This window comes from Variovorax sp. 10N432, from assembly GCF_056394465.1.
Genome location: NZ_JBFTHX010000014.1, coordinates 102,330 through 126,558 on the forward strand (window position 1 = coordinate 102,330; position 24,229 = coordinate 126,558).

Annotated in this window: 26 protein-coding genes and 1 tRNA gene; 15 read left to right on the forward strand and 12 right to left on the reverse strand. The window is 68.5% G+C overall.

Features of this window, described 5'->3' with window-relative positions:
* Positions 1 to 5: 5 nt before the first annotated feature.
* The gene (locus AC1DF3_RS17975; RefSeq protein WP_286534828.1) at positions 6 to 1,727 is read right to left on the reverse strand and encodes a lysoplasmalogenase family protein; all 1,722 of its coding nucleotides are present in this window, start codon (positions 1,725 to 1,727) and stop codon (positions 6 to 8) included.
* A 112-nt stretch (positions 1,728 to 1,839) separates the two neighbouring features.
* On the opposite strand from AC1DF3_RS17975, the gene AC1DF3_RS17980 reads away from it, so the two are divergent.
* Both AC1DF3_RS17980 and AC1DF3_RS17985 read left to right on the forward strand, forming a co-directional pair.
* A complete protein-coding gene (locus AC1DF3_RS17980) occupies positions 1,840 to 2,724 on the forward strand; it encodes a UDP-2,3-diacylglucosamine diphosphatase (RefSeq protein WP_478140373.1) in 885 nt (294 codons plus the stop codon).
* Between the two features lie 5 nt (positions 2,725 to 2,729).
* Positions 2,730 to 3,893, forward strand: coding sequence for a glycosyltransferase (locus AC1DF3_RS17985; protein ID WP_478140374.1), 1,164 nt, complete (start codon positions 2,730 to 2,732; stop codon positions 3,891 to 3,893).
* A gap of 38 nt (positions 3,894 to 3,931) precedes the next feature.
* On the opposite strand, the gene AC1DF3_RS17990 is transcribed toward AC1DF3_RS17985, so the two are convergent.
* The 3 genes from AC1DF3_RS17990 to AC1DF3_RS18000 all read right to left on the reverse strand — a co-directional run bounded on the left by AC1DF3_RS17990 (position 3,932) and on the right by AC1DF3_RS18000 (position 4,587).
* Positions 3,932 to 4,216 (reverse strand): addiction module antidote protein, encoded by a 285-nt coding sequence (locus AC1DF3_RS17990; RefSeq protein WP_478140375.1) that lies wholly within the window; start codon positions 4,214 to 4,216, stop codon positions 3,932 to 3,934.
* Positions 4,217 to 4,219: 3 nt separating this feature from the next.
* Positions 4,220 to 4,411, reverse strand: a complete 192-nt coding sequence (locus AC1DF3_RS17995; protein WP_478140376.1) for a type II toxin-antitoxin system RelE/ParE family toxin — start codon at positions 4,409 to 4,411, stop codon at positions 4,220 to 4,222.
* Positions 4,412 to 4,510: 99 nt separating this feature from the next.
* Positions 4,511 to 4,587 (reverse strand) — tRNA-Met (locus AC1DF3_RS18000).
* A 107-nt stretch (positions 4,588 to 4,694) separates the two neighbouring features.
* On the opposite strand from AC1DF3_RS18000, the gene AC1DF3_RS18005 reads away from it, so the two are divergent.
* Both AC1DF3_RS18005 and AC1DF3_RS18010 read left to right on the forward strand, forming a co-directional pair.
* A complete protein-coding gene (locus tag AC1DF3_RS18005) occupies positions 4,695 to 5,369 on the forward strand; it encodes an RNA polymerase sigma factor (RefSeq protein WP_478140377.1) in 675 nt (224 codons plus the stop codon).
* Positions 5,366 to 6,406, forward strand: a complete 1,041-nt coding sequence (locus AC1DF3_RS18010) for a hypothetical protein (RefSeq protein WP_478140378.1) — start codon at positions 5,366 to 5,368, stop codon at positions 6,404 to 6,406. Before AC1DF3_RS18005 ends, AC1DF3_RS18010 begins: the two co-directional genes overlap by 4 nt.
* Positions 6,407 to 6,409: 3 nt before the next feature.
* Here AC1DF3_RS18010 and AC1DF3_RS18015 read toward each other — a convergent pair whose 3' ends face one another.
* The 4 genes from AC1DF3_RS18015 to AC1DF3_RS18030 form a co-directional block, all read right to left on the reverse strand.
* On the reverse strand, positions 6,410 to 7,189 hold the full coding sequence (locus tag AC1DF3_RS18015) for an enoyl-CoA hydratase (protein WP_286534822.1): 780 nt from the start codon (positions 7,187 to 7,189) through the stop codon (positions 6,410 to 6,412).
* A gap of 39 nt (positions 7,190 to 7,228) precedes the next feature.
* The gene (locus tag AC1DF3_RS18020) at positions 7,229 to 9,022 is read right to left on the reverse strand and encodes a M61 family metallopeptidase (RefSeq protein ID WP_478140379.1); all 1,794 of its coding nucleotides are present in this window, start codon (positions 9,020 to 9,022) and stop codon (positions 7,229 to 7,231) included.
* On the reverse strand, positions 9,022 to 9,699 hold the full coding sequence (locus tag AC1DF3_RS18025) for a DsbC family protein (protein WP_286534920.1): 678 nt from the start codon (positions 9,697 to 9,699) through the stop codon (positions 9,022 to 9,024). Before AC1DF3_RS18025 ends, AC1DF3_RS18020 begins: the two co-directional genes overlap by 1 nt.
* A 61-nt stretch (positions 9,700 to 9,760) precedes the next feature.
* Positions 9,761 to 10,876 carry an FAD-dependent monooxygenase gene (locus AC1DF3_RS18030; protein WP_478140380.1) on the reverse strand — a complete coding sequence of 372 codons (1,116 nt, stop codon included), beginning with the start codon at positions 10,874 to 10,876 and terminating at the stop codon, positions 9,761 to 9,763.
* 142 nt (positions 10,877 to 11,018) lie between these two features.
* Between AC1DF3_RS18030 and AC1DF3_RS18035 the strand changes: the two genes are divergently transcribed.
* The 3 genes from AC1DF3_RS18035 (at position 11,019) to AC1DF3_RS18045 (ending at position 13,745) form a co-directional block, all read left to right on the forward strand.
* A complete protein-coding gene (locus AC1DF3_RS18035; RefSeq protein WP_478140381.1) occupies positions 11,019 to 11,900 on the forward strand; it encodes an MOSC domain-containing protein in 882 nt (293 codons plus the stop codon).
* Between the two features lie 70 nt (positions 11,901 to 11,970).
* Positions 11,971 to 13,062, forward strand: a complete 1,092-nt coding sequence (gene ychF, locus AC1DF3_RS18040; protein WP_286534818.1) for a redox-regulated ATPase YchF — start codon at positions 11,971 to 11,973, stop codon at positions 13,060 to 13,062.
* A gap of 8 nt (positions 13,063 to 13,070) precedes the next feature.
* Entirely contained in the window at positions 13,071 to 13,745 is a 675-nt protein-coding gene (locus tag AC1DF3_RS18045) for a glutathione S-transferase (RefSeq protein WP_478140382.1), read from the forward strand.
* Between the two features lie 7 nt (positions 13,746 to 13,752).
* Here the strand turns inward: AC1DF3_RS18045 and AC1DF3_RS18050 are convergent, their stop codons facing one another.
* Positions 13,753 to 14,226, reverse strand: a complete 474-nt coding sequence (locus AC1DF3_RS18050; RefSeq protein WP_286534816.1) for a YqaA family protein — start codon at positions 14,224 to 14,226, stop codon at positions 13,753 to 13,755.
* 171 nt (positions 14,227 to 14,397) lie between these two features.
* Here AC1DF3_RS18050 and dusB point away from each other — a divergent pair, with 171 nt between their 5' ends.
* The 3 genes from dusB to purH are packed head-to-tail and all read left to right on the forward strand — an operon-like array spanning position 14,398 to position 17,305.
* Positions 14,398 to 15,456, forward strand: coding sequence for a tRNA dihydrouridine synthase DusB (gene dusB / locus AC1DF3_RS18055; RefSeq protein WP_286534815.1), 1,059 nt, complete (start codon positions 14,398 to 14,400; stop codon positions 15,454 to 15,456).
* A 34-nt stretch (positions 15,457 to 15,490) separates the two neighbouring features.
* A complete protein-coding gene (locus AC1DF3_RS18060) occupies positions 15,491 to 15,727 on the forward strand; it encodes a Fis family transcriptional regulator (protein ID WP_028249493.1) in 237 nt (78 codons plus the stop codon).
* Between the two features lie 6 nt (positions 15,728 to 15,733).
* Positions 15,734 to 17,305 (forward strand): bifunctional phosphoribosylaminoimidazolecarboxamide formyltransferase/IMP cyclohydrolase, encoded by a 1,572-nt coding sequence (gene purH / locus AC1DF3_RS18065; protein WP_286534814.1) that lies wholly within the window; start codon positions 15,734 to 15,736, stop codon positions 17,303 to 17,305.
* On the opposite strand, the gene AC1DF3_RS18070 is transcribed toward purH, so the two are convergent.
* From AC1DF3_RS18070 to thiD, 3 genes are all read right to left on the reverse strand, one after another.
* Positions 17,302 to 17,775, reverse strand: a complete 474-nt coding sequence (locus AC1DF3_RS18070; protein ID WP_286525493.1) for a hypothetical protein — start codon at positions 17,773 to 17,775, stop codon at positions 17,302 to 17,304. The two genes, purH and AC1DF3_RS18070, sit on opposite strands and share 4 nt — an antisense overlap.
* Positions 17,776 to 17,780: 5 nt before the next feature.
* Entirely contained in the window at positions 17,781 to 19,067 is a 1,287-nt protein-coding gene (gene hemL, locus AC1DF3_RS18075; protein ID WP_286534813.1) for a glutamate-1-semialdehyde 2,1-aminomutase, read from the reverse strand.
* 147 nt (positions 19,068 to 19,214) lie between these two features.
* The gene (gene thiD / locus AC1DF3_RS18080) at positions 19,215 to 20,174 is read right to left on the reverse strand and encodes a bifunctional hydroxymethylpyrimidine kinase/phosphomethylpyrimidine kinase (protein ID WP_286534812.1); all 960 of its coding nucleotides are present in this window, start codon (positions 20,172 to 20,174) and stop codon (positions 19,215 to 19,217) included.
* A 111-nt stretch (positions 20,175 to 20,285) separates the two neighbouring features.
* Here thiD and AC1DF3_RS18085 point away from each other — a divergent pair, with 111 nt between their 5' ends.
* From AC1DF3_RS18085 to AC1DF3_RS18105, 5 genes are all read left to right on the forward strand, one after another.
* Positions 20,286 to 20,456, forward strand: coding sequence for a rubredoxin (locus AC1DF3_RS18085; RefSeq protein WP_007838397.1), 171 nt, complete (start codon positions 20,286 to 20,288; stop codon positions 20,454 to 20,456).
* A gap of 80 nt (positions 20,457 to 20,536) precedes the next feature.
* Positions 20,537 to 20,932, forward strand: coding sequence for a response regulator (locus AC1DF3_RS18090; protein WP_286534811.1), 396 nt, complete (start codon positions 20,537 to 20,539; stop codon positions 20,930 to 20,932).
* On the forward strand, positions 20,932 to 21,297 hold the full coding sequence (locus tag AC1DF3_RS18095; RefSeq protein WP_286525490.1) for a response regulator: 366 nt from the start codon (positions 20,932 to 20,934) through the stop codon (positions 21,295 to 21,297). Before AC1DF3_RS18090 ends, AC1DF3_RS18095 begins: the two co-directional genes overlap by 1 nt.
* A gap of 32 nt (positions 21,298 to 21,329) precedes the next feature.
* Positions 21,330 to 21,863: a chemotaxis protein CheW gene (locus tag AC1DF3_RS18100; protein WP_286534810.1), complete on the forward strand. Its 534-nt coding sequence runs from the start codon at positions 21,330 to 21,332 to the stop codon at positions 21,861 to 21,863.
* Positions 21,864 to 22,073: 210 nt separating this feature from the next.
* Positions 22,074 to 24,215 carry a methyl-accepting chemotaxis protein gene (locus AC1DF3_RS18105; protein ID WP_478140400.1) on the forward strand — a complete coding sequence of 714 codons (2,142 nt, stop codon included), beginning with the start codon at positions 22,074 to 22,076 and terminating at the stop codon, positions 24,213 to 24,215.
* The last annotated feature ends 14 nt before the right edge of the window (positions 24,216 to 24,229 follow it).

Genomic DNA, 24,229 nt, shown 5'->3' on the forward strand with positions numbered 1-24,229 from the left:
CCAATTCAGCGCGCGCGCACCTTCGCCGCGATCAGCCACTGCGCCGCGTAGTAGCTGGCCAGCACCCACAGCGAAGCCACCGGCAGCGGCTGCACGAAGCGGTTGGTGGCCAGCAGCGCATCGCTCAGCATGAACAGGCAGGCGCCCAGCGCCACCTGCCGCGCCCCGGCATCGCCGAGCACGGCCGCGCGGCCGAGCGCCTGCGCTGCCATGCAGGCGATCACCACCACGTACAGGCCGACCGGGATCCGCAGGCCGGCCGGCAGCCCGCCCCACCACAGGAAGCCGTACATCGAGACGCCCACCGCCAGCGTGGCGGCCAGCGCTTGTCGGCGCGGAAAGAGCCCCACGCCTTCGGCGAACAGTGCGATGTAGGCCAGGTGCGCCAGCAGGAAGGCGACCAGGCCGGGAATGAAAAGCGTCGGCCACATCAGCAGGACGTCGCCGGCCAGCGAGGCCGCCAGCCCCGCGAGCAGCAGCAGGGCGAAGCGCCCCGGCATGGCGTCGCTGCGCGCACGCAGGCCGGCGAAGACGATCAGGATCGCGAGCGCCAGCGGCTTGGCGACGACATGCAGGCCGGCGATGCCGAGCGCGCCGCTCGCGGTCGCCAGCGCGGCGGCATCGACGAACAGCACGCCGATCACCGGCAGCCGGCCCTGCAGCACGGCGCCCGTGGCCCAGAGCCCGGCGGTCAGTGCGCCGAGCCAGACCAGCGAGGTGGTGAAGGCGAGCGTGTCCGAGAACCACAGGAAGGCGGTGGCGCCGCCCAGCAGCGCGATGAACTGCAGCGCCGCGAGGGCCTGCACGCCGCGCGAGGCCGGCGGCTCGTAGCGCTGCACGCCGGCGATGTCGAAGGGCGGCTTCGGATCGTTCGCGGCGAGGTCGGCCGGCCGCCACCCGGGCGGCTTGAACCACAGCCGCAGCTTGTCGCTCCAGTGCCGGGTGCGCCAGCTGTCGCGCGCCAGCGATGCATAGACCTCGGCGTTGGCCCACAGCGGGTCCCAGCTGCGCAGCGGGCTGCGGGTGCCGTACACGCAGCGCTCGCCTTCTTCCTGGAAGCTGCCGAAGAGGCGGTCCCAGACGATCAGCACGCCGCCGTAGTTGCGGTCGACGTAGCGGTCGTTGACTGCGTGGTGCACGCGGTGGTTCGACGGCGAGCAGAACCAGCGGTCGAACCAGCCGAGCTTGCCGACCTGCTCGGTGTGGACCCAGAACTGGTAGAGCAGGTCGACCAGCGCGACCACCCCGAACACCAGCGGCGGCACGCCGGCGATCGCCATCGGCAGGTAGAAGATCCAGCCGAACAGCGCGCCGCTGGAGGTCTGGCGCAAGGCGGTCGACAGGTTGTAGTGCTGGCTCTGGTGATGCACCACGTGCGCCGCCCACAGGACGGCGCTCTCGTGGCCGAAACGGTGCAGCCAGTAGTAGCAGAAGTCGTAGAAGACCAGCGCCAGCAGCCAGCCGTACCAGCGGGTCCAGAAGTCGGTGTCGGGGAACAGCGCGAAGGCCGACCAGATGGCGGTGTAGATGCCGATGCGCAGCAGCCCGGTGAGGGCGGCGCTGATCTGGCTCAGCATGCCGAGGCCGATGCTGTTGAGCGTGTCGGGCAGGCGGTAGGTGTCCTGGCCGATGCCGCGGCGCGCGCGCATCCGGCCGACGAAGAACTCGATGCCGATGAGCAGGAAGAAGAACGGTGTCGCGAGGACGATGATCTGGCCGGGTCGCATGAGCGGGATTTTCGGGTGCAGCGCCACCGTCACATATCCAGGCTTCCCCTGTCATGCGGGCGTCACCGCGGCGCCTCCGGCGCGTCACGGGCGGCTGCGATCGTGTCCGTCCATGCAACGCGACGACGCTTTCCTTCGCGCATGGCGCGAGACGACCGGCCCGGCCGGTGGCACCACCGACGACGAAGAAGTCACGCGGCCGCCACAGACCTACCGGACCCTCTGGATCTCCGACCTGCACCTGGGCACCCCGGGCTGCCAGGCGCGGGCGCTGCTCGACTTCCTGAAGCACACGGAGTGCGAGACGCTGTTCCTGGTCGGCGACATCATCGACGGCTGGCAGCTGCGACGCCACTGGTATTGGCCGCAGGCGCACAACGACGTGATCCAGAAGCTGCTGCGCAAGGCCCGCAAGGGCACGCGCGTGATCTTCATCCCGGGCAACCACGACGAGTTCGCGCGCAAGTACCTGCAGCACAACTTCGGCGGCATCGACGTGGCGGAGGAGTGGATCCACGAGACCGCCGACGGCCGCAAGCTGTGGGTCATGCATGGCGACCTGTTCGACGGCGTGATCCAGTGCGCCAAATGGCTGGCCCATGTCGGCGATTCGCTCTACGAGTTCACGCTGAAGCTGAACCGGCACCTCAACTCGCTGCGCGCGCGCATGGGGCTGCCCTACTGGTCCTTGTCGAAGTACCTGAAGCTGAAGGTCAAGCGCGCGGTCATCTACGTCGGCGACTTCGAGAGCGCGGTGGCGCGAGAGGCCCGCCGGCGCGGCGTGCAGGGCGTGGTCTGCGGCCACATCCACCACGCGGAACTGCGCGACATCGACGGCATCCTCTATGCCAATGACGGCGACTGGGTCGAGAGCCTGACGGCGCTGGCCGAGCATGCCGACGGGTCGCTCGAGATCCTGCACTGGGCCGGCCAGTTGCCGACGCGGTCGGGCCTCGGGGCGGCGGCTTCGCGGCGCGCGGCGGCGGTTCCCGCATGACGGCGATGTCCGGCGCGCGAACCGTCGACCTCGTCTACTTCAATGCCGGCGGCGGCCATCGCGCTTCGGCGCTGGCACTGGAAGCCGCGATCGCGCGTGCCGCTCTGCCATGGACCGTGCGGCGGGTCAACCTGCGCGAGGTGCTGGACCCGAAGGACAGCTTCCGCAAGCTGACCGGCATGGACCCCGAGGACGTCTACAACAAGCGGCTGGCGCGCGGCTGGACGCTCGGCCTGGCGCAGGAACTCAAGCTGCTCCAGGGGATGATCCGCTGGGGCCACGCGCCGCTGCTGCGGCAGCTGCAGCAGCACTGGCTGGCGACCGAGCCCGACATGGTCGTGTCGCTGATCCCGAACTTCAATCGCGCGCTGTGCGAGTCGCTGGGCTCGACCTTGCCGGGCGTTCCCTACGTGACCGTGCTGACCGACCTGGCCGACCATCCGCCGCATTTCTGGATCGAGCAGGGGCTGGACCAGCACCTGGTGTGCGGCTCGGCCAAGGCGGTGCAGCAGGCCCGCGCGGCGGGCTATGCGGACGCGCGGATCCATGCCAGCTCGGGCATGCTGATGCGGGCGGCGTTCCACGAGCCGCCACGGGTCGACCGCGCGGTCGAGCGGGGGCGACTCGGCCTCGACGCCGACCGGCCGACCGGCATGGTGCTGTTCGGCGGCCAGGGCTCGAAGGCGATGCTCGGGATCGCGAAACGCCTGCCCGAGACCCCGCTCATCCTCGCCTGCGGCCACAACGCGGCGCTGGCGCGGGCCCTGCGCGCGCTGCCGGCGCGGGCGCCTCGCCTGGTGCTGGAATTCACGCCCGACATCGCGCACTACATGCGGCTGGCCGATTTCTTCATCGGCAAGCCGGGCCCGGGCTGCCTGAGCGAGGCGGTGCAGATGCAATTGCCGGTGATCGTGGTGCGCAACCGCTGGACGCTGCCGCAGGAACGCTACAACGCCCAGTGGGTGCGCGAGCAGGGGGTCGGGCTGGTCTGCAGCAGCTTCGCCAAGGTCGACCAGGCGGTCGACGCGCTGACCGGGCAGCTGGGCCGCTACCAGGCGGCGACGCGCAAGGTGCGCAACCGGGCGATGTTCGAACTGCCGGGGATCCTGGAGGGCATCCTGGCGCGGGCCGAGGCGCTGAATGAAGAAAGCCTGCTATCGGTGGGATAGCAGGCTTTCCTGGGAGTGGTGGCACGTCCATCGCCAGGCTAAATGTGCGTCACCGAGAACTTGTAGCCCAGCGCATTGGCGACCTTCAGCACCGTGGCATGGCTGGGGTTGCTCTCCCCAGACAGCGCCTTGTACAGCCCCGCACGCGACAGGCCTACGTCTTTGGCGAGCTGCATCATGTTGCGAGCCCGCGCCACGTCGCCGAGCGCGGCGACCATCAGGGCGGGGTCGTTCTCATCGGCGCATGCCTGCAGATAGGTCTCGATCTCTTCCTCTGTCTTGAGGTGGTCGGCAGTGTCGTAACGGGAAAATCGTTCGGTCATGGCTTACTCCTTCCAGTCGGCGGCCAGCGCCTTGGCCTTGTCGATGTCGGCAGACTGTGTGGCCTTGTCGCCGCCACACAGCAGAACAATCAGGACCGCACCGCGGCGCATGAAATACACCCGGTAGCCGGGTCCCTCGTCGATTCGCATTTCCGACAGACCGTCGCGTGGTGGGCTCGGAATCGAGCACAGCACGCGCGACCGCAGCCAACGAAGTCGCCTGCAGAGCGCCTGCCAGCAAAAGGCGGACGAAAGAAAAAGGGGTTACGTTTGCACGTAACCCCTTGATTTGTATGGTGGCTCTTCACGGACTCGAACCGCGGACCTGTGGATTATGATTCCATCGCTCTAACCGACTGAGCTAAAGAGCCGAGCCCAGGATTATAGCCTTTTCTGCGGCGTGTCGATCCAGCCCTCCAAACTTTCATGAGCGGCGGGCGATTTCGCCGGCCGCGGCGCATCAGGTCAAAATCCGCCGATGCCTTCGCCCGCCGCCGCGATTCCCGACCCCTTCGACGCCCTCAGCGACGACCAGTTGATGCTGGCCTACGCCGGCGGCAACGCCCACGCCTTCGACGCGCTCTACGAGCGCCATGAGAGCGCGTTGTTCCGCTTCGTGCGCCGCCTGCTGGGCCTGCGGCTGGCGGCCGAGGTGGGGGAGGTGTTCGAGGAGACCTGGTCGCGCATCGTGTCGGCGCGGGACAGTTTTTCGCCCAAGCAGTCGAACTGGCGTGTCTGGGCCTTCACGATCGCGTACCGCATGGCGAACGAGCGGCTGCGGGTCAGCGGCCGCGAGGTGGCGTTCTACGCCCATGACGAGGACGGCGATGGCCTGGAGGCGGCGCAGCTCTTCAGCCGCGGCCTGCTGCGCGACGGCAGCGCCGCCGCCGCCAACGATGGCGCGCAGCCGTCGCCGGAGGAACTGGCCTTCTGGCAGGCGGCCGGGCGGCGCCTGCTTGCCTGCCTCGACGAACTGCCGGACGACCAGCGCGCCGCCTTCCTGCTGCACCAGGAGGAGGGCTTCACGCTGGAGGCGATGGCGGCCACCCTCGACATCGGCGCCGAGACCGTTCGCGGCCACCAGGGCCGGGCCTTGAAGAAATTGCGCGGCTGCATGGAGCGCTATCTCTCTGTATTGGTGCCCCACGCATGAGTGCCGCCAAAGACGCGCCCGACGACCTGCGCGACGACCGCCTGCGCAAGGCGCTGCTTCACGCGCCCGACCAGAGTGCGGCGCCCGACTGGCGGCTGCGCAAGGCGATCCTGCGCGACGCCCACGATGCCGTCGGCGCGACCGACCCGGCCACCGACGCCGCCGAACTGGAGCGTGCCGCCCGCCCGTGGTGGCAATCGGAAGGTCGCGGTCGACGCGGCAAACGATGGGGCGCGGTCTTCGCCATCGCCCTCGCGGCGCTCGTCGCGGGCGTGCTCTGGCAGCGCCAGCCGACCGGTCCAAAGCTCGATGCCGAGATCGCGAAAGATGCGCTTCGGCCAGCGCCACCGAAGCCGCCTGCGCCGGCGTCTGCAGCTGCAGACGGGCCGGTCGCCTCGCTGTTGCCGTCGCTGGAGCCGATCCCCATGCCGCCACCGCCAGCGCCAGCGCCACCACCACCGCCACCGCCAGCAACTGCGCCGCTGCGAACGCCGCCGCCGGTCCGGGTCGCGCCCCCGGTCGCCATGCCGCCACCCCCGCGCGGCCCCGCAACCCTTCCTTCGATCGACGAACGTGCGCCGGCGCAGGTCGCACCGGGCGTGGCCGCCGCGCTGCCGCCCGATCCGGCCCGCAAGCCGCCGCCCACCGTCCGCACCGACGAGACCGCCCCCCCGACCTTCGACGCGCTGGCGACCTGGAGCCGCATCACGATCAGCCGGCGCGGCGGCGAGAGCCGCAGCCTCTCGCGGCCCGAGGCGCGCGAACTCAATGCGCTGTTGGGATCGGCCGCGCTGTCGGCCGTCGGGCCCCGTCCCTTGGCCGGCACGCCCGAGTGGCGGGTCACGCTGGAACGCGGTCCGGACTCGCTCGCCGTGTTCGAGATTTCCGGCGGCCAGGTGCGCTGGCGCGAAGGCCGGGCGCCGCCGGCCACGGGGGCGCCATCGCCGCAAGCGCTGGCGGCGCTGCGCCAGGCGCTGCAGGAGGCCGTGACGGCACCCGAAGCGGCCGCCGCACCGGAGCCGCCGCGCAATCCCTGACGGCTATTCGTTCTTGAAGTCGGGCGTGCGCTTGGTCAGGAAGGCGTCCATGCCTTCCTTCTGGTCGGCGGTCGCGAACAGCGCGTGGAACAGCCGGCGTTCGAACATCACGCCGTCGGACAGCCCGCCCTCGAAGGCCCGGTTGACCGATTCCTTGGCCGCCATCACCGCGATCTGCGAGAAGCTCGCGATCGTCAGGGCCGCGCCGAGGGCCTCCTCGGCCAGCTTCTCGTACGGCACGATGCGGCTCACCAGTCCGGCACGCTCGGCCTCGGTGGCGTCCATCATGCGGGCCGTCAGCGCCATGTCCATGGCCTTGGACTTGCCGACCGCGCGCGGCAGCCGCTGGGTGCCGCCGGCCCCGGGAATGACGCCGATCTTGATCTCGGGCTGGCCGAACTTCGCGTTGTCGGCCGCGATGATGAAGTCGCACATCATCGCCAACTCGCAGCCGCCGCCGAGCGCGAAGCCGCTCACCGCGGCGATCACCGGCTTGCGGATCTGGCGGATGGTCTCCCAGTTGCGCGTGATGTACTCGCCCTTGTAGACATCCTGGAAGCTGTACTTGGCCATCGCCGCGATGTCGGCACCGGCCGCGAAGGCGCGCTCGCTGCCGGTCAGGATGATGCAGCCGATCGCCGGGTCGGCGTCGAAGGCCTTCAGCGCCTGGCCCAGCTCGGTCATCAGCGCATCGTTGAGCGCGTTCAGCGCCTTCGGGCGGTTCAGCGTGACGATGCCGACCTTCTCGGCTTCGATGCGCACCTCGATGTTCTCGTAGCTCATGGGTGTCTCCTTGAAACGAACAATCTGGGGGGCCGGTGGCTACTGCGGATGCAGCCAGGCGGCCATCCGGGCCGGGTCCTGCGCGAACAGGCGCCAGGTCGTGACGCCGGCGGGCAGCGCGAGCGGCAGGCGCAGCAGGCGGCGATCGCGGGCGACCAGGGCCGTCGCCTTGCGCAGCGGCCCGAGGTAGAGCGCGAGGTCGTCGAGCCGCGTCAGGCGCCAGCCCTGGGCCGGCCGGCCCTTGGCCGCCGGCAGCTCGATGCCGATCCATTCGTCGTTGGCCGAGAAGCCGGCCTGTTCGGCGGCGCCGCCGCGCAGCACCACCTTGACCTGGATGCTGCCGCCGGTCTCGGTGACCCGCAGGCCGAGCTCCTGCGCCCGCTGCGCCGGGTCGTCGAGCGCGGCCACGCCATGGGCGCGCAGCAGGTCGGCCAGGGGCAGCTCGTCGGTGGTGTGGACCCAGCGCGCGAGTTCGGCCGCGTACGACCGGCCGCCGACCGTTTCCAGCGCGGCGGCGACGTCGGACTCGGCAATCGGACCGCCGTCGGTCTGCTTCCACAGCAGCCGCATCACGTCGTCGAGCGTGCCCTTGCCTTCGGCGCGCAGCGTGAGGTCGAAGCACATGGCGACCAGGGCGCCCTTGGTGTAGTAGCTCACCGTGGTGTTGGGCGTCTGCTCGTCCTGGCGGTAGTACTTGATCCAGGCGTCGAAGCTGGCCTGGGCCACCGACTGCACCAGCCGGCCCGGCGTCTGCAGGACCTGGTTGACCGTCTTGTTGACGAGGCGCAGATAGGTGGCGTCGTCGATGCGCCCGGCGCGGCGCAGCAGCAGGTCGTCGTAGTAGCTGGTGAAACCCTCGAACAGCCACAGCAGCTCGGTGTAGTTCTCGCGGCCGTAGTCGTAGCGCGCGAACTCCACCGGCCGCAGGCGCTTCACGTTCCAGGTGTGGAAGTACTCGTGGCTGACCAGGCCGAGCAAGGTGGTATAGCCCTCGGGCTGCTTGCGGGCGCCGAGCTGCGGCAGGTCGCGCCGGGTGCAGATCAGCACCGTCGAATGGCGGTGCTCCAGACCGCCGTAGCCGTCGTCGACGGCGTTGAGCATGAACACGTAGCGGTCGTGCGGCGGCTTCGGGCCGCCGCGCTTGCCGACCTTGTCGCCATGCCAGAAGCGCATCTGCGTCTCGCAGATCGCCTGGGTGTCGGCAATCAGCCGCTCGCCATCGAAGGAGGCCGGCGCGCCGGCGACCACGAAGCGGTGCGGCACGCCGCAGGCCTCGAATTCGGCGCTCCAGAACGGGCCCATCTCGACCGGGCTGTCGGCCAGTTCGTCGAAGTTCGCGGCCAGGTAGCTGCCGAAGCCCTGGCGGTCGATGCGGGTCGGCTGCAAGGCGGTGGCGCAGGACCAGCGCGCGCCGTCGGCGGCGGCGGGCGGCGCCACCACCTCGAGCGCATGCGGCGCGTCGACCTGGCCTTCGACCTGCAGGCACACGCTGGTGGCGTTGAAGAAGGCGCGGTCGGCGTCCAGCCAGGCGGTGCGCACCGAGTTGTCGTAGGCGCAGACCTCGTAGCGCAGCACCAGCGGCCTGCCCGGCGCGCAGTCGACTTCCCAGCCGGCCTTGTCGAGTTGGCGCACGACCAGCTTGCGGCGCCCCTGCTGGGCGCGCAGCTGCTGCAGGTTCTTCGAGAACTCGCGCACCAGGTAGCTGCCGGGAATCCAGGCCGCGAGCGCCAGGCGCTGCAGTGCGGCCGGCTCGGCGACGGTGAGCGTGACGGCGAACAGATGCGCCTTGCGATCCGCGCACTCGACGCGGCAGTGGACGGCCGGCGTGGCCATCAATTGAGCGCGGCGAGTTGCTTCTCGACCTGCGCGGCGGGGATCGCGCCAGGTGCGCGCGTGCCGTCGCTGAAGATCAGGGTCGGCGTGCCGGTGATGTTGTATTTCTGGCCGAACTCGCGGTTGCGCGTGAGGGCCGTGGTGTCGCATTCGGCGGCCGCCGGCGCGACGCCGCGCTGCATCCAGTCGTCCCACGACTTGGCCTTGTCCTTGGCGCACCAGATGTTGCGCGACTTGACCACCGAGTCGGGTCCGAGCACCGGGTAGAGGAAGAGCTGGATCGTGACGTTGTCGACCTTGGTCAGGTCGCGCTCGAACTGCTTGCAGTAGCCGCAGTTCGGGTCGGCGAACACCGCCAGCCGGCGCTTGCCGTTGCCGCGCACGATCTTGATGGCGTCCTTGCCGGGCAGCTTGTCGAAGGCCACCTGGCTGAGCTTCTCGACGCGTTCCTCTGTGAGGTTCTTGCGTTCCTTGACGTCGATCAGGTTGCCCTGCAGCAGGTAGTTGCCCTGTTCGTCGGTGTAGAAGATCTCGAAGCCGTTGACCCGCACCTCGTAGAGGCCGGGGATCGGCGCCTTCGTGACCTCGTCGATCTTGGCGAACTGCGGGATCCGCGCGGCGAGGTTCTTGCGGATCTCGGCCTCGCCGGCGGTGGCGCTCAGCGCCATGCCGAACATCAGGGCCGCCAGGGCGGCGAACAGGGGGCGGACAGGGTGCTTCATGGTGATGTTCCGGGGATCACTGCAGGCCCATGGCCTGGCGGGCGATCCAGTTCTTGACGAGCCGTGTGCGGTCGAAACCGCGCATGCCCCAGTTGCGCAGCGCCGGCAGGGGGTCGGCGCTGTGGGCGAAGAGTTGCTGCAGGCCGTCGGTGGCGAGGCTCATCGACAGCACGTCGGTGCGGCGTGCGCGCTCGTAGCGGCGCAGCAGCCGGGCATCGCCCACGCTGCGCCAGTAGTCGCGAGTGCGGATCACCTCGGCCAGCGCGGCGGCATCGCCCAGGCCCAGGTTCAGGCCCTGGCCGGCCAGCGGATGCACCGTGTGGGCGGCGTCGCCGGCCAGTGCCCAGGCGCCGCCGTCGCCGAAGGCGCCGGTCCAGCGATCGGCGATGGCCCGCTGCAGCGGCCAGGCGCTGCGCTCGCTGGTGAGCCGGAGCGCGCCGAGCGCGTCGTGGCTGGCTTCGCGCAGGGCGGCGGTGAAGGCATCGGCCGGCTGCGCCAGCAAGGTCGGGGCGTGGAACTGGTCGACCGACCAGACCAGCGCCAGCGAACGGTCGGTGTCGCCGAGCGGCAACAGCGCCAGCACCTCGCCCTTGTCGTTGAACCACTGGCGCGCGATGCCGTCGTGCGCCTGCTCGGCTTCGAGCCGGGCGGCGATCGCATGCTGGGGATAGCGCGTGACCTCGTAGCCCACGCCGAGCGCTTCGCGGGTGGCGCTGATGCGGCCTTCGCAGACCACGGTCAGGGGGGCGGCCACCGGCGCGGCGACGACCTCGACGCGGGGCTGGAAGCGCACCGCGTCGCTCAGTTGCTGCTCGAGCGCGGGCACGTCGACGATCCAGGCCAGCGCATCGACCTTCTGGCGGGCGGCGGAGAACTGGACCCGTCCGCCTTCGTCGCCATGCACCTGCATTTCGCGCACCGGGGTGGCATGGGCCGCGGCGGGCCAGGCGCGCAGCGATTCGAGCAGGGTCTTCGAGGCGCTGTTGAGCGCATAGGCGCGCACATCCTGGCCGGTCGGCGGCACGGCGGGCACGACCAGCGCCACGCGGACGCGTTCGCGGGCCAGCAGCAGCGCCAGCGTCCGGCCGACGATGCCGGCGCCGCGAATGCAAACTTCGGGGGGAAGAGCCATTCGGAGATTGTAGATGTGGCCCCCACGCTCCCCACTGCGTGTGGTTCGCTGCCCCCCCGAGGGGGCCGCAGGCCGCCTTGGGGCGGCCCGGCGCCGGCCTGACTCCCGCACAATCTAGTCCTTCCGAGAAGGGACCCAACCCGTGAATGCTGCCGATTTCGATCTCCAAGCCACCATCGCCCGCCTGTTCGTCTACCCGGTCAAGTCTTGCGCCGGGGTCGAGCTGGACGAAGCCCTGCTGATCGAGACCGGACTGGAATTCGACCGCGCCTGGATGGTGGTGGACGCACAGGGCGAATTCGTCAGCCAGCGCGAACTGCCCCGCATGGCGCTGGTCCGCCCGCAGCTCAAGCACTCCGAGATGGTGCTGCGCGCCCCCGGCATGTTGGCGCTGCACATTGCCTTCGACCGGGTCGAGCAGCCGGTCCGGGTCAAGGTCTGGAAGGACGAGGTGGCGGCCTACGACATGGGCGACATCGCGGCCCAGTGGTTCACTGACTTCCTGTCGGAGCCCGGGCGGCCGCAGAAGCTGCGCATGGTGCGCTTCGACCCCGAGCAGCGGCGCCTGTCGAGCCTGAAATGGACCGAGGGCGTCGAGGCCCTGAACCAGTTCGCGGACGGCTTCCCGTTGCTCGTCGCAAGCGAGGGCTCACTGGCGGAGTTGAACGCGAAGCTGGCGGCCGCCGGCCATCCGGCGGTCGGCATCGAGCGGTTCCGGCCCAACATCGTGCTGGCGGGCGTCGAAGCGCACGACGAGGACCGCGTCGAGATCCTGCACATCGCGACCGCCGAGGGCGAGGTGCTGATGCGGCCGGTCAAGCCCTGCGCGCGCTGCCCGATCCCCGACATCGATCCCCGGACCGCCGTCAGCAGCCCCGAAGTGGGCGACACGCTGCGCACCTACCGCTCGGACCCGCGGGTCGATGGCGCGATCACTTTCGGCATGAATGCGATCGTGCTGCAGGGGCTCGAGCATGCGCTGCGTGTCGGCCAGCCGGTCGGCGGCAACCTGCGCTTCGAATAGCGCCCGGCGCCGGCCTGATGCCGGGCGCCTAAAATACCCGGTTACCCCCAGAATTCTGAAAGCACCCGCCATGAGCCTCCAGTGCGGCATCGTCGGCCTGCCCAACGTCGGCAAGTCCACCCTCTTCAATGCCTTGACCAAGGCAGGCATCGCGGCCGAGAACTACCCCTTCTGCACCATCGAGCCCAATGTGGGCGTGGTCGAAGTGCCCGATCCGCGGCTGGCGCAACTGGCCGACATCGTCCAGCCCGAGCGCGTGGTGCCGGCGATCGTCGAGTTCGTCGACATCGCGGGCCTGGTCGCCGGTGCCAGCCAGGGCGAAGGCCTGGGCAACCAGTTCCTGGCCCACATCCGCGAGACCGACGCCATCGTCAACGTGGTGCGCTGCTTCGAGGACGACAACGTGATCCACGTGGCCGGCAAGGTCGACCCGATCTCCGACATCGAGGTGATCCAGACCGAGCTCTGCCTGGCCGACCTGTCGACGGTCGAGAAGGCGCTGCACCGCCACACCAAGACCGCCCGCTCGGGCGACAAGGAAGCCATCAAGCTGGTGGCGCTGCTCGAGAAGTGCCAGGCGGCGCTGAACGAGAACAAGCCGGTGCGCTCGATCGAGTTCAGCAAGGAAGACAAGCCGCTGGTCAAGCAGTTCTCGCTGATCACCGCCAAGCCCGCGATGTTCGTCGGCAACGTGTCCGAGGACGGCTTCGAGAACAACCCCTTCCTCGACCGACTGCGCGAGTACGCCGCGGCGCAGAACGCGCCGGTGGTGGCCATCTGCGCCAAGATCGAAGCCGAACTCGCCGACATGGACGACGAGGACCGCAAGATGTTCCTGGCCGAGATCGGCCAGGAGGAGCCGGGCCTGAACCGCCTGATCCGTGCCGCCTACACGCTGCTGGGCCTGCAGACCTACTTCACGGCCGGCGTCAAGGAAGTGCGCGCCTGGACCATCCACATCGGCGACACCGGCCCGCAGGCGGCCGGCGTGATCCACACCGATTTCGAGAAGGGCTACATCCGCGCCCAGACCATCGCCTTCAACGACTTCATCGCCTTCAAGGGCGAACAGGGCGCCAAGGACGCGGGCAAGATGCGCGCCGAAGGCAAGGACTACGTCGTCAAGGATGGCGACGTGATGAACTTCCTGTTCAGCTCCTGAGCGCCTGCATGATCACGGTCCACCACCTCAACAATTCGCGCTCGCAACGCGTGCTCTGGCTGCTCGAGGAACTCGAGCTTCCGTACGAGGTGGTGCGCTACCAGCGCGACGCCAAGACCATGCTCGCGCCGCCCGAACTCAAGCAGGTTCATCCGCTGGGAAAGTCGCCGGTGGTCACCACCGACGAGGGCATGACGCTGGCCGAGTCGGGCGCCATCATCGAGACCCTGGTCGAGCACTATGGCGATGGCCGGCTGTCGCCCGTGGCCGGCACGCCGGAGGCCCTGCGCTACCGCTACTGGCTGCACTACGCCGAAGGCTCGGCCATGCCGCCGCTGCTGCTCAAGCTGATGTTCGACAGGGTCGAGAAGGCGAAGATGCCTTTCTTCGCCAGGCCGATCGCCAAGGGCATCGCCGACAAGGCCCGCGCGGCCTTCATCCTGCCGAGCCTCAAGACCCACCTCGACTTCATGGAGGGCGAACTCGGCAAGAGCGAGTGGTTCGCCGGCGACGCCTTCACCGGCGCCGACATCCAGATGAGCTTTCCGGTCGAGGCCGCGCGGGCCCGCGGCGGCCTCGACGCCTCGCGGCCGAAGCTGATGGCCTGGCTCGAACGCATCCATGCGCGCCCGGCCTACCAGCGGGCGCTGGAGCGCGGCGGCCCCTACGGGCTGTTGAGCTGACGCCGCCTCAGTTGTTCGGCCAGATGTAGAGCAGCGCCACGGTCATCGTGAGGTAGCGTGCGAACTTGCCGACCGCCATATAGAACACGCAGGGCCAGAACGACAGCTTGAGCCAGCCGGCGACCGCGCACAGCGGATCGCCGACGATCGGCAGCCAGGCCAGCAGGCAGGCCTTGGGGCCGAGCCGCTCCAGCCAGCCCAGCACCCGCAGGTGGTGCTTCGAATGCGAATACTTGTCCGCCACCTTGTGGGCGCCGTAGCCCATCCACCAGTCGACGACGCCGCCCAAGGTGTTGCCGATTGTGGCGACCGCGATGGCCTCCCAGAACATGTCCGGGTTGAGCTTGAGCAGGCCGAACAGCACCGGCTCCGATCCCACCGGCAGCAAGGTCGCCGACACGAAGGCGGCGATGAACACCGTACTGAGCCCGTACTGAGGAAGCGCCAGGAGCGCCAGGAGGGAGTCGAGCCATGCTTGCATAGGTGTGCGCGCAGTATAGAAAGGCGCGGGCCGGCCCCGGCGTAGGCGAGAACCCTCATCTTGGGGGCCCCGCCTGCGCGGCGAGGGTGCAAATCGTTTCAGCCGAAGCAGCGCCGCGCCGCTACAATCGTGCCTCATTTTTCAGCAGCCCAGCGCGCGCCAACCTCCTCCATGACCCTGCAGATCGGCCATATCGCGCTGGAAAACAGCCTGTTCGTCGCCCCCATGGCGGGCGTCACGGACCGGCCGTTCCGCATGCTGTGCCGCGAGCTCGGCGCTGGCTACGCGGTCAGCGAGATGGTCACCTCGCGCAAGGAACTCTGGGGCACGCTGAAGACCTCGCGCCGCGCCAACCACGACGGCGAACCCGGCCCCATCTCGGTGCAGATCGCCGGCACCGATGCCGACATGATGTTCGAGGCCGCGCAATACAACATCGACCGCGGCGCGCAGATCATCGACATCAACATGGGATGCCCGGCCAAGAAGGTCTGCAACAAGTGGGCCGGCTCGGCCTTGATGCGCGACGAGCCGCTGGCGCTCGAGATCGCCGAGGCGGTGGTCCGTGCCGCACTGCCGCACGGGGTGCCGGTCACGCTCAAGATGCGCACCGGCTGGAGCGACGACAGTCGCAACGCCGTGACACTGGCGCGCCGCTTCGAGCAGGCCGGCGTCCAGATGCTGACCGTGCACGGCCGCACGCGCGAGCAGGGCTACAAGGGTCGGGCCGAATACGACACCATCGCGGCGGTCAAGGCCGCGGTGCGCATTCCGGTTGTCGCCAACGGCGACATCACTTCACCAGAGAAAGCGCGCGACGTTCTGGCGCTGACCGGCGCGGACGCCATCATGATCGGCCGTGCTGCGCAGGGCCGGCCGTGGATCTTCCGCGAGATCGCCCACTTCCTCGATACAGGTACGCATCGGGCCCCGCCGCTGGTGGCCGAAGTGCGTCGACTGATGCTGGACCACCTGAAGGAGCACTACGCCCTCTACGGCGACTACAGCGGCGTGCGAACGGCGCGCAAGCACATCGGCTGGTATGTGCGCGCGCTTCCCGGCGGCGAGGCGTTCCGCACTGCGATGAACGCGATCGAGGATTGCGATGCGCAATGGCGCGCCGTGGCCGGGTTCTTCGACACGCTCGCGGGGCAGATGGACCGCATTCCTGCCGCAGCCGAGGGCGAACTCGATCAGCTGGACGAACAGGCAGCCGACGCATTGGCGTAAGAAAAGCAGAACAAGAGGAGAAGAAGAGAAGGCCATGAGCAAGAAACACATCGAAGACTGCGTACGCAGCAGCCTGGACAGCTATTTCCGCGATCTCCGCGGCACCGAACCCGACGGCATGTACGAGATGCTGGTGCGGGTGGTCGAGAAGCCTTTGCTCGACGTCGTGATGACGCGCGCCGAGGGCAACCAATCCAAGGCCGCGCAATGGCTCGGCCTCAACCGAAACACGCTGCGCAAGAAGCTGGTCGAACACAAACTCTTGAAGTAATTCCCGATGAACGCACTGATCTCCGTATCCGACAAGACCGGCATCCTCGAATTCGCCCAGGCGCTGCATGCGCTGGGCATCCATCTGCTGTCCACCGGCGGCACCGCCAAGCTGCTGGCCGACGCCGGCCTGCCGGTCACCGAAGTGGCCGACCACACCGGCTTTCCCGAGATGCTCGACGGCCGGGTCAAGACGCTGCACCCGAAGGTGCACGGCGGCCTGCTGGCGCGGCGCGATGTGCCGGCGCACATGGCTGCCTTGAAGGAACACGGCATCGCCACCATCGACCTGCTGGTGGTCAACCTCTACCCCTTCGAGGCCACGGTCGCCAAGCCCGGCTGCACGCTCGAGGACGCGATCGAGAACATCGACATCGGCGGTCCGGCGATGGTGCGCAGCGCGGCCAAGAACTGGAAGGACGTCGGCGTGCTGACCGATGCCTCCCAGTACCCGCTGGCGCTGGCCGAACTCAAGGCCGACGGCAAGCTCAGCGACAAGACCAAGTTCGCCTTCTCGGTGGCTGCCTTCAACCGCATCAGCCAGTACGACGGCGCGATCAGCGACTACCTCTCCCGCATCCAGGAAGACGGCGCCCACGCGCTGTTCCCGGCCCAGAGCAACGGCCGCTTCGTCAAGCTGCAGGACCTGCGCTATGGCGAGAACCCGCACCAGCAGGCCGCTTTCTATCGCGACCTGTACCCGGCGCCCGGTTCGCTGGTGACGGCGAAGCAGCTGCAGGGCAAGGAACTCAGCTACAACAACATCGCCGATGCCGACGCGGCATGGGAATGCGTGAAGAGCTTCGACACGCCGGCCTGCGTGATCGTCAAGCACGCCAACCCCTGCGGCGTCGCCACCGGCAAGGATGCCCTCGAGTCCTACAGCAAGGCCTTCAAGACCGATCCGACCTCGGCCTTCGGCGGCATCATCGCCTTCAACCGGCCGCTGGACCGGGCCGCGGCCGAAGCGGTCAGCAAGCAGTTCGTCGAAGTGCTGATGGCGCCGGGCTACTCGGCCGAGGCGCTGGAAGTCTTCAAGAGCAAGGTCAACGTGCGCATCCTCGAGATCGCGCTGCCGCCGGGCGGCAAGAGCGACTGGGACAACGGCCGCAACGCGGTCGACGTCAAGCGCATCGGTTCTGGCCTGCTGATGCAGACCGCCGACAATCGCGAGCTGTCGATCGGCGAGCTCAAGGTCGTGAGCAAGAAGCAGCCGACCCCGCAGCAGCTGCAGGACCTGCTGTTCGCCTGGAAAGTCGCCAAGTTCGTCAAGAGCAACGCGATCGTGTTCTGTGCCGACGGCATGACCATGGGCGTCGGCGCCGGCCAGATGAGCCGTCTCGATTCGGCGCGCATCGCCAGCATCAAGGCCCAGCACGCGAACCTGTCGCTGGCCGGCACCGCGGTCGCGAGCGATGCCTTCTTCCCGTTCCGCGACGGGCTCGACGTGGTGGTGGACGCCGGTGCGACCTCGGTGATCCAGCCCGGCGGCTCGATGCGCGACCAGGAAGTGATAGCCGCCGCCGATGAGCGCGGCGTGGTCATGGTGCTATCGGGCGTGCGCCACTTCCGGCATTAATCGCTGCCGTCGGAGAAGCGGTACTTCAGCTGGAAGCTGATGGCGCCGTAGAGCTTGTCCTTGATGCTGGGGATGATCGCGATGTTCAATCCCCAGTGCTTGCCCTCGATCGCCGCGGTCGGGATGAGCGCCGGGAACCAGCCGCCGTTGTTGGTCATCTGGTAGCCGTCGAAGCCGCCCACCACGGCGCCCAGCTTCACGCCGTGGAACTCGAAGGGCATCACGTACAAGCCGATGTAGTTCGAGTAGTCGCGGTCGCTGTTGCGGAACCGGCCAGCGGTGGCCGAGAAGGTCTTGTCGATCGGCCACTCGATGCCGATCCCCGGGTTGGCGTCTTCCAGCCCCTTGTTGCGATCGAAATGCAGCGAATAGAAGCCCGGGTTGATCCAGACCTGGCTGATGTCGGCCTGGGCCAGCGCAAGGCCGGGCAGCAGCAGGCACGCGCCTGCCAGGAGCGATGGCAGCTTCACTGCGCCTACAGCGTCTTGAAGATCTGGCGCGCCGCCTCGACGCTGGCGGCGATGTCGTCGTCGCTGTGCGCGGCGCTCACGAAGCCGGCCTCGTAGAGCGCCGGCGCGATGTAGACGCCGCGCTCCAGCAGGCCGTGGAACAGCGTGTTGAATTTCGTGCCGTCGCTCTTCATCACCGCCGTGTAGTTCTGCGGCAGCGCGTCGAGCAGGAAGAAGCCGAACATGCCGCCTTCGCTGTCGGCGCTGAAGGGCACGCCCTCGGCGGCCGCGGCGGCCTTCAGGCCGTCGACCAGCGACCGTGTCTTGGTCGACAGCGCTTCGTAGAAGCCCGGCTTGGCGATCTCCTTGAGGGTGGCGAGTCCGCAGGCGGTCGCCACCGGGTTGCCCGACAGGGTGCCGGCCTGGTAGACCGGCCCCATCGGCGCCAGCTGTTCCATGATCGCGCGCGGTCCGCCGAAGGCCGCCAGCGGCATGCCGCCGCCGATCACCTTGCCCAGCACCGTGAGGTCGGGCGTGACGCCGAGCACGCCCTGGGCGCCGCGCAGGCCGACGCGGAAGCCGGTCATCACTTCGTCGAACACCAACAGTGCACCGTACTGCGTGCACAGTTCGCGGCAGCGCTTGGCGAAGGCCGCGCTGGCGCGGACGAAATTCATGTTGCCGGCGATCGCCTCGATCATCAGGCAGGCGATCTCGTGGCCGTGCAGCGCGAAGGCTTCCTCGAGCTGGGCCAGGTTGTTGTACTCGAGCACCAGCGTGTGCTGCACCACCTCGGGCGGCACGCCGGCCGAGGTCGGGTTGCCGAAGGTCGCGAGGCCGGAGCCGGCCTTGACCAGCAGGGCGTCGGCATGGCCGTGGTAGCAGCCTTCGAACTTGATGATGTATTTGCGGCCGGTGGCGCCACGGGCCAGGCGCAGCGCGCTCATCGCGGCCTCGGTGCCCGAGCTCACGAGGCGCACCATCTCCATCGACGGCACCAGCGCCAGGATGGCTTCGGCCAGCTCGATCTCGCGCTCGGTCGGGGCGCCGAACGAGAAACCTTCGGTGACGGCGCGCTGCACTGCCTCGACCACGGCCGGATGTCCATGGCCGAGGATCATCGGGCCCCACGAGCCGATGTAGTCGATGTAGCGCTTGTCATCGGCGTCCCAGAAGTAGGCGCCCTGCGCGCGCTTCACGAAGCGCGGCGTGCCGCCCACGGCCTTGAAGGCCCGCACCGGCGAATTGACGCCTCCGGGAATGACGGCGCGGGCGCGCTCGAAGAGGATCTCGTTCTGGTCCATGTTTGGCATTGGCAGAGTATCTTTCATGTCGCTTGCCGCGGCCGGCGAAGCCAGGCCCGTTGGTGAAACACCGCGGAACCGGCTTTGCCGGGCCGCTGGTGTTGCCCCCGGCAGGGGTGGGAGGGCTACACGCAGTGAGCCCGACCTGGGGGCGAGCTAATGCCGGGTGTCGTGCGGGGGGAGGGCGAAGTCCGTGGGGGACGCGAGGTCGTCATTGTCCTCGTCCTCCTCGGGCTGGGCCCAGAACAGGCGGTCGGGCAGCACGTGGCCCATGCCGGGGCGGAAGCCGGCGTCGAGGCAGCGGTCCATGTAGCTGAGCGCCTCGGCGGTGGCCGCGACCAGGTCGGTGCCGCTGGCGAGCAGCGCCGCCAGCGCGGCCGACAAGGTGTCGCCGGCGCCGGCGAACACGGCGTCCAGCCGCTCGTACTTCTCGCTCGCGAGCACCGCCTGAGGCGAGGCCAGCACGTTGTCGATGAACTGGTCCGGCAGCATCAGCCCCGTGACCAGTGTGTAGGGCACGCCAAATTCCCCGGCCGCCATCGCGATGTCGCGCGCCGTCGGCGGCCGCTCGCCGCTCCAGTCGGGCAGCAGCCAGCGCCACAGCGTGCTGTGGTTGCCGACCAGCACCGTGGTCTGCGGCAGCACCAGGTCGCGAAAGGCATCGAGGTAGGCCTCGATCTGGGCGTCTTCCCACCACGAGAGGTTCGGCATGTAGGCGACCACCGGCACTTCGGGGTAGTCGGTCGCGGTCTCGGCCACGGTGCTGAGGTTTTCGGGCGATCCGACGAAGCCGACCTTGATCAACTGCACCTCGACATCCTCGAGGATCGAGCGCGCCTGCTCGGCCACCGCCTCTTCCTCGAAGGCGAAGTGGTCGAAGATCTCGGCCGTGTCGCGCGCGTAGGCGCCCGTCACCACCGCCAGCATGTGGGCGCCGACCGAGGCCATGGCCAGGGCGTCGCCGCCCAGGCCGCCGGCCCCGCTCGGGTCGCTGGCATTGAACACCAGCACGCAGGGTGGATTCAAATCGGCGTCGTCTGCGTCGGTGTCGTCCGAGGGGTCGGTAAGATCGCTCACTTTGCGGTCGTGCTCTGGTGGTAGTAGATAAGTTTTCATACTCAAATCAGGGCTCAACAGATGGTGGCATAACTGAGACGCTTGTCACGCGAATTGTTGATACGTTTGGATACGATCGTTGCATTTGATGAACAGGGACCTTAAGCTGCGATGAATACGAAAACCTGGATGTGCCTGATTTGTGGGTGGATCTATGACGAGGCGGTCGGCGTGCCAGAGGATGGTATTGCGGCCGGCACGGCATGGGCGGATGTTCCGATGAACTGGACCTGCCCGGAATGCGGGGCACGCAAGGAAGATTTCGAGATGGTTGAGATCTGAAGCATGGCATAGGGCCGCGCTTCCTGCGATCCTGAGAGGGGGCGCAGCGGTCTGCAAGGTGTCATACAGGAGCGGTGCGAATGAGCGCGAATGGATCCGGCTACAAGGTGCTCGTCATCGACGACAGCAACACCATTCGGCGAAGCGCCGAGATCTTCCTGAAGCAGGGCGGCCATGAAGTGCTGCTCGCCGAGGACGGCTTCGACGCCCTGTCGAAGGTCAACGACCACAAGCCCCACCTGATTTTCTGCGACATCCTGATGCCGCGCCTCGACGGCTATCAGACCTGCGCCATCATCAAGCGCAACGCGACCTTCTCCAACGTCCCGGTCGTCATGCTGTCCTCCAAGGACGGCGTCTTCGACAAGGCGCGCGGCCGCATGGTCGGCTCGCAGGACTACCTCACCAAACCATTCACCAAGGACCAGCTGCTCCATGCCGTGCAGCAGTTCGGCCTCGTTCAGGAAACCTCGTAATGGCGATTCGCAAAGTGCTCGTGGTCGACGACTCGAAGACGGAACTGTTGTTCCTCACCGACCTGCTCCAGAAGAACGGCTTTTCGGTCAAGACGGCCGAGAACGCGGACGACGCGATGCGCCGGCTCGAGGAAGAACAGCCCGACCTGATCCTGATGGACGTCGTGATGCCGGGCCAGAACGGCTTCCAGCTCACCCGTGCCATCGCCCGCAATCCGCAGTACGCTGCGGTGCCGATCATTCTCTGCACCAGCAAGAACCAGGAAACGGACCGCGTCTGGGGCATGCGCCAGGGCGCCCGCGACTACATCGTCAAGCCGGTGAATGCCACCGAGCTGATGGCCAAGATCAGCGCCCTGGCCTGATCGATCGAAACCCTCGTCCATCCAACCCGCCCATGGCCAACCGCGACGCTCTCCGTGCTTTCCAGTCCCGGCTCGCCAGCCGCCTGCAGGCCGCGCGCACCTCGGACGCTTCCGCCTCGTGGCTGGCCGTCGAGGCCGGCGAAGCGAAGTACCTGTTCCCGCTCGGGCATGCGGGCGAGATCTTTCCCTGGGTGGCGCCGCAGTCCGTGCCCTACACCGAGCCCTGGTTTCTTGGCGTGGCCAACCTGCGCGGCGGCCTGTTCGGCGTCGTGCAGCTGTCGACCTTCGCCACCGGCGGCGCCGCGCCGCCGGTGCTGAACGAGGCGACCCGCGCGCAGTCCCGGCTGGTGGCGCTCAACGAGCTGCTCGAAGTCAACTGCGCCCTGCTGATCGACCGCCTGGTCGGGCTGCGCGGCGTCGATGCCTTCGTGGCTTCCGAAGCGCCACAGGCAGAGTCCCCGCCCTGGCTCGGACATTCGTACACAGACGCCGCCGGAGGCCGCTGGCAGGAGATCAACCTGCAGGCGCTGTCCCAGCAACCCCAGTTCCTGAGCATTGGCGCCTGAGCGGCCAGCCGTGCACGTTTACAACCTGAAGGACCGACCGTGAGCTCGATCGCCGACAAGTTCAAGAAATTCATGCCGCAGGGCGGCAACCCGGTGGCGGTGGGCGGCGACAGCGCCGCCACCCTGTCGCTGGACAGCATCGAAACCGTGCAGACGGCCGAGGACAGGGTCGAGCACGTGCGACGCGACGCGGCGCCCGAGCCCGAGCCGATGCAGCTGGAGGACACGGTGGTGCAAAGCGAAGAGGCGGCGGCACCGGTCGAGAGCACCGGTGCCGAGCGACCGCCGGCCGCGCGCTCCAGGCGCTCGCAGCGCGCCAGCCCGGCGCGCCAGCAGCGGATCCTGGCGCTGGCCCTGGCCGGCGTGGTGCTGCTGCTGCTGCTGGTGGCCGGCTCCGCCATCCTGCGGGCCGAACGGCTGGCCCAGCAGGTGGCCGCCACCGGCCAGTCGCTGATGCAGTCGCAGCGGCTCGCCAAGTCGGTGTCGCAGGCGCTGGTCGGCAACGTCGGCGCCTTCACCGAAGTGCGCGACAGTGCCGACGACCTGACGCGTCGCGTGCAGGGCCTGACGAACGGCGACGACGCGCTCAAGCTGGAGCGCGTGGGCAGCCAGTACGACACCGAGCTCGGCAAGATCAACCCGCTGGTCGAGCGCGCCGACAAGAGCGCCAAGGCCGTGCTGGCGCAGCAGAAGATCCTGACGCAGGTCGGCACCGCGCTGCGCGACATCAACCGCCAGTCGTCGGACCTGCTCGAGATGGCCGAGACCGTGGCGTCGCTCAAGATGCAGCAGAACGCGACCATCCCCGAGATCTCGGCCGCCGGCCAGCTCGTGATGCTGACCCAGCGCATCGGCAAGTCGGCCAACGAGTTCCTGACGGTCGAAGGCGTGAGCCCCGACGCCGTGTTCCTGCTCGGCAAGGACCTGAACAGCTTCCAGGAAATCACCCGCGGCCTGCTCGACGGCAGCCCGCAGCAGCGCCTGCCGGGCACCCGCGACGCGCAGACCCGCCAGCAGCTCGAAGCGATCCTGAAGACCTACGAAACGACCCGCACGCAGGCCGGCGCCATCCTGGGCAACCTGCAGGGCCTGGTCGCCGCGCGCGAAGCGCAGGCCGCGATCCTGACCGACAGCGAACCGCTGCGCACCTCGCTCGGCGACCTGCAGGACAAGCTCTCGGCCCGCACCGGCCTGGGCGCCGGCACGGTCGTGATGCTGTTCGTGCTGTCGCTGGCCGCCCTGGCACTGGCCGGCGCGATCGGTTTCGTGCAGGTGCGCGAAGGCCGCGAACGTGCCGCGGCGGCGGAACGCGACCGGGTCGAAGCCGAGCGCGTGAGCGAGGACGCCAGCCGCGTCAACGCCGCCAACCAGGCCGCCATTCTTCGCCTGATGAACGAACTGCAGACGGTGGCCGAAGGCGACCTGACGCAGGAAGCCACCGTGACCGAGGACATCACCGGCGCGATCGCCGACTCGGTGAACTACACGGTGGAAGAACTGCGCCTGCTGGTGGGCAACGTGCAGAACACGGCGACCCGCGTGGCGCAGACCACCTCGCAGGTGGAAAGCACCTCGACCGAGCTGCTGGCGGCCTCGACCGAACAGCTGCGCGAGATCCGCGAAACCGGCCAGTCGGTGCTGACCATGGCCGAGCGCATCAACGGCGTGTCCTCGCAGGCACAGGAATCGGCCACGGTGGCGCGGCAATCGCTGCAAGCCGCTTCGTCGGGCCTGCAGGCGGTGCAGAACGCGATCGGCGGCATGAACTCGATCCGCGACCAGATCCAGGAAACCTCCAAGCGGATCAAGCGCCTCGGCGAATCGTCCCAGGAGATCGGCGAAATCACCGAGCTGATCTCGGACATTACCGAACAGACCAACGTGCTGGCGCTCAACGCCGCCATCCAGGCCGCGTCGGCCGGTGAAGCCGGTCGCGGGTTCTCGGTGGTGGCGGAAGAAGTGCAGCGGCTGGCCGAACGCTCCGCCGACGCCACGCGCCAGATCTCGGCGCTGGTGAAGGCGATTCAGACCGACACCCAGGACGCGGTCGGCGCCATGGAGCGCTCGACCCAGGGCGTGGTCGAAGGCGCGAAGCTGTCCGACAACGCCGGCACTGCGCTGTCCGAGATCGACCGCGTGTCGCGCCGCCTGGCCGACCTGATCGAGCAGATTTCGCAGTCGGCCTCCCGCGAAGCCGATTCGGCCAACGTGGTGGCGGCCAACATCCAGCACATCTTCGCCGTGACGGAACAGACCGGCGAAGGCACGCGGACCACCGCGCAGCAGGTGCGCGAGCTCTCGCACATGGCCGAAGAGTTGCGCCAGTCCGTGTCTCGTTTCAAGATTGCCTGAACGCCGAGCGCCCA

Excerpts from the sequence above, each read along its gene's own strand:
- AC1DF3_RS18030 (WP_478140380.1), bottom strand. The coding sequence starts at position 10,876 with ATGGCTCTTCCCCCCGAAGTTTGCATTCGCGGCGCCGGCATCGTCGGC.
- purH (WP_286534814.1), top strand. The coding sequence starts at position 15,734 with ATGAACGCACTGATCTCCGTATCCGACAAGACCGGCATCCTCGAATTC.
- dusB (WP_286534815.1), top strand. The coding sequence starts at position 14,398 with ATGACCCTGCAGATCGGCCATATCGCGCTGGAAAACAGCCTGTTCGTC.
- AC1DF3_RS17985 (WP_478140374.1), top strand. The coding sequence starts at position 2,730 with ATGTCCGGCGCGCGAACCGTCGACCTCGTCTACTTCAATGCCGGCGGC.
- AC1DF3_RS18010 (WP_478140378.1), top strand. The coding sequence starts at position 5,366 with ATGAGTGCCGCCAAAGACGCGCCCGACGACCTGCGCGACGACCGCCTG.
- AC1DF3_RS18100 (WP_286534810.1), top strand. The coding sequence starts at position 21,330 with ATGGCCAACCGCGACGCTCTCCGTGCTTTCCAGTCCCGGCTCGCCAGC.
- AC1DF3_RS17990 (WP_478140375.1), bottom strand. The coding sequence starts at position 4,216 with ATGACCGAACGATTTTCCCGTTACGACACTGCCGACCACCTCAAGACA.
- AC1DF3_RS18005 (WP_478140377.1), top strand. The coding sequence starts at position 4,695 with ATGCCTTCGCCCGCCGCCGCGATTCCCGACCCCTTCGACGCCCTCAGC.
- AC1DF3_RS17975 (WP_286534828.1), bottom strand. The coding sequence starts at position 1,727 with ATGCGACCCGGCCAGATCATCGTCCTCGCGACACCGTTCTTCTTCCTG.
- AC1DF3_RS18090 (WP_286534811.1), top strand. The coding sequence starts at position 20,537 with ATGAGCGCGAATGGATCCGGCTACAAGGTGCTCGTCATCGACGACAGC.
- AC1DF3_RS18060 (WP_028249493.1), top strand. The coding sequence starts at position 15,491 with ATGAGCAAGAAACACATCGAAGACTGCGTACGCAGCAGCCTGGACAGC.
- AC1DF3_RS18105 (WP_478140400.1), top strand. The coding sequence starts at position 22,074 with ATGCAGCTGGAGGACACGGTGGTGCAAAGCGAAGAGGCGGCGGCACCG.
- AC1DF3_RS18085 (WP_007838397.1), top strand. The coding sequence starts at position 20,286 with ATGAATACGAAAACCTGGATGTGCCTGATTTGTGGGTGGATCTATGAC.
- hemL (WP_286534813.1), bottom strand. The coding sequence starts at position 19,067 with ATGCCAAACATGGACCAGAACGAGATCCTCTTCGAGCGCGCCCGCGCC.
- ychF (WP_286534818.1), top strand. The coding sequence starts at position 11,971 with ATGAGCCTCCAGTGCGGCATCGTCGGCCTGCCCAACGTCGGCAAGTCC.
- AC1DF3_RS18015 (WP_286534822.1), bottom strand. The coding sequence starts at position 7,189 with ATGAGCTACGAGAACATCGAGGTGCGCATCGAAGCCGAGAAGGTCGGC.
- AC1DF3_RS18025 (WP_286534920.1), bottom strand. The coding sequence starts at position 9,699 with ATGTTCGGCATGGCGCTGAGCGCCACCGCCGGCGAGGCCGAGATCCGC.
- AC1DF3_RS18095 (WP_286525490.1), top strand. The coding sequence starts at position 20,932 with ATGGCGATTCGCAAAGTGCTCGTGGTCGACGACTCGAAGACGGAACTG.
- thiD (WP_286534812.1), bottom strand. The coding sequence starts at position 20,174 with ATGAAAACTTATCTACTACCACCAGAGCACGACCGCAAAGTGAGCGAT.
- AC1DF3_RS18050 (WP_286534816.1), bottom strand. The coding sequence starts at position 14,226 with ATGCAAGCATGGCTCGACTCCCTCCTGGCGCTCCTGGCGCTTCCTCAG.
- AC1DF3_RS17980 (WP_478140373.1), top strand. The coding sequence starts at position 1,840 with ATGCAACGCGACGACGCTTTCCTTCGCGCATGGCGCGAGACGACCGGC.
- AC1DF3_RS18020 (WP_478140379.1), bottom strand. The coding sequence starts at position 9,022 with ATGGCCACGCCGGCCGTCCACTGCCGCGTCGAGTGCGCGGATCGCAAG.
- AC1DF3_RS18045 (WP_478140382.1), top strand. The coding sequence starts at position 13,071 with ATGATCACGGTCCACCACCTCAACAATTCGCGCTCGCAACGCGTGCTC.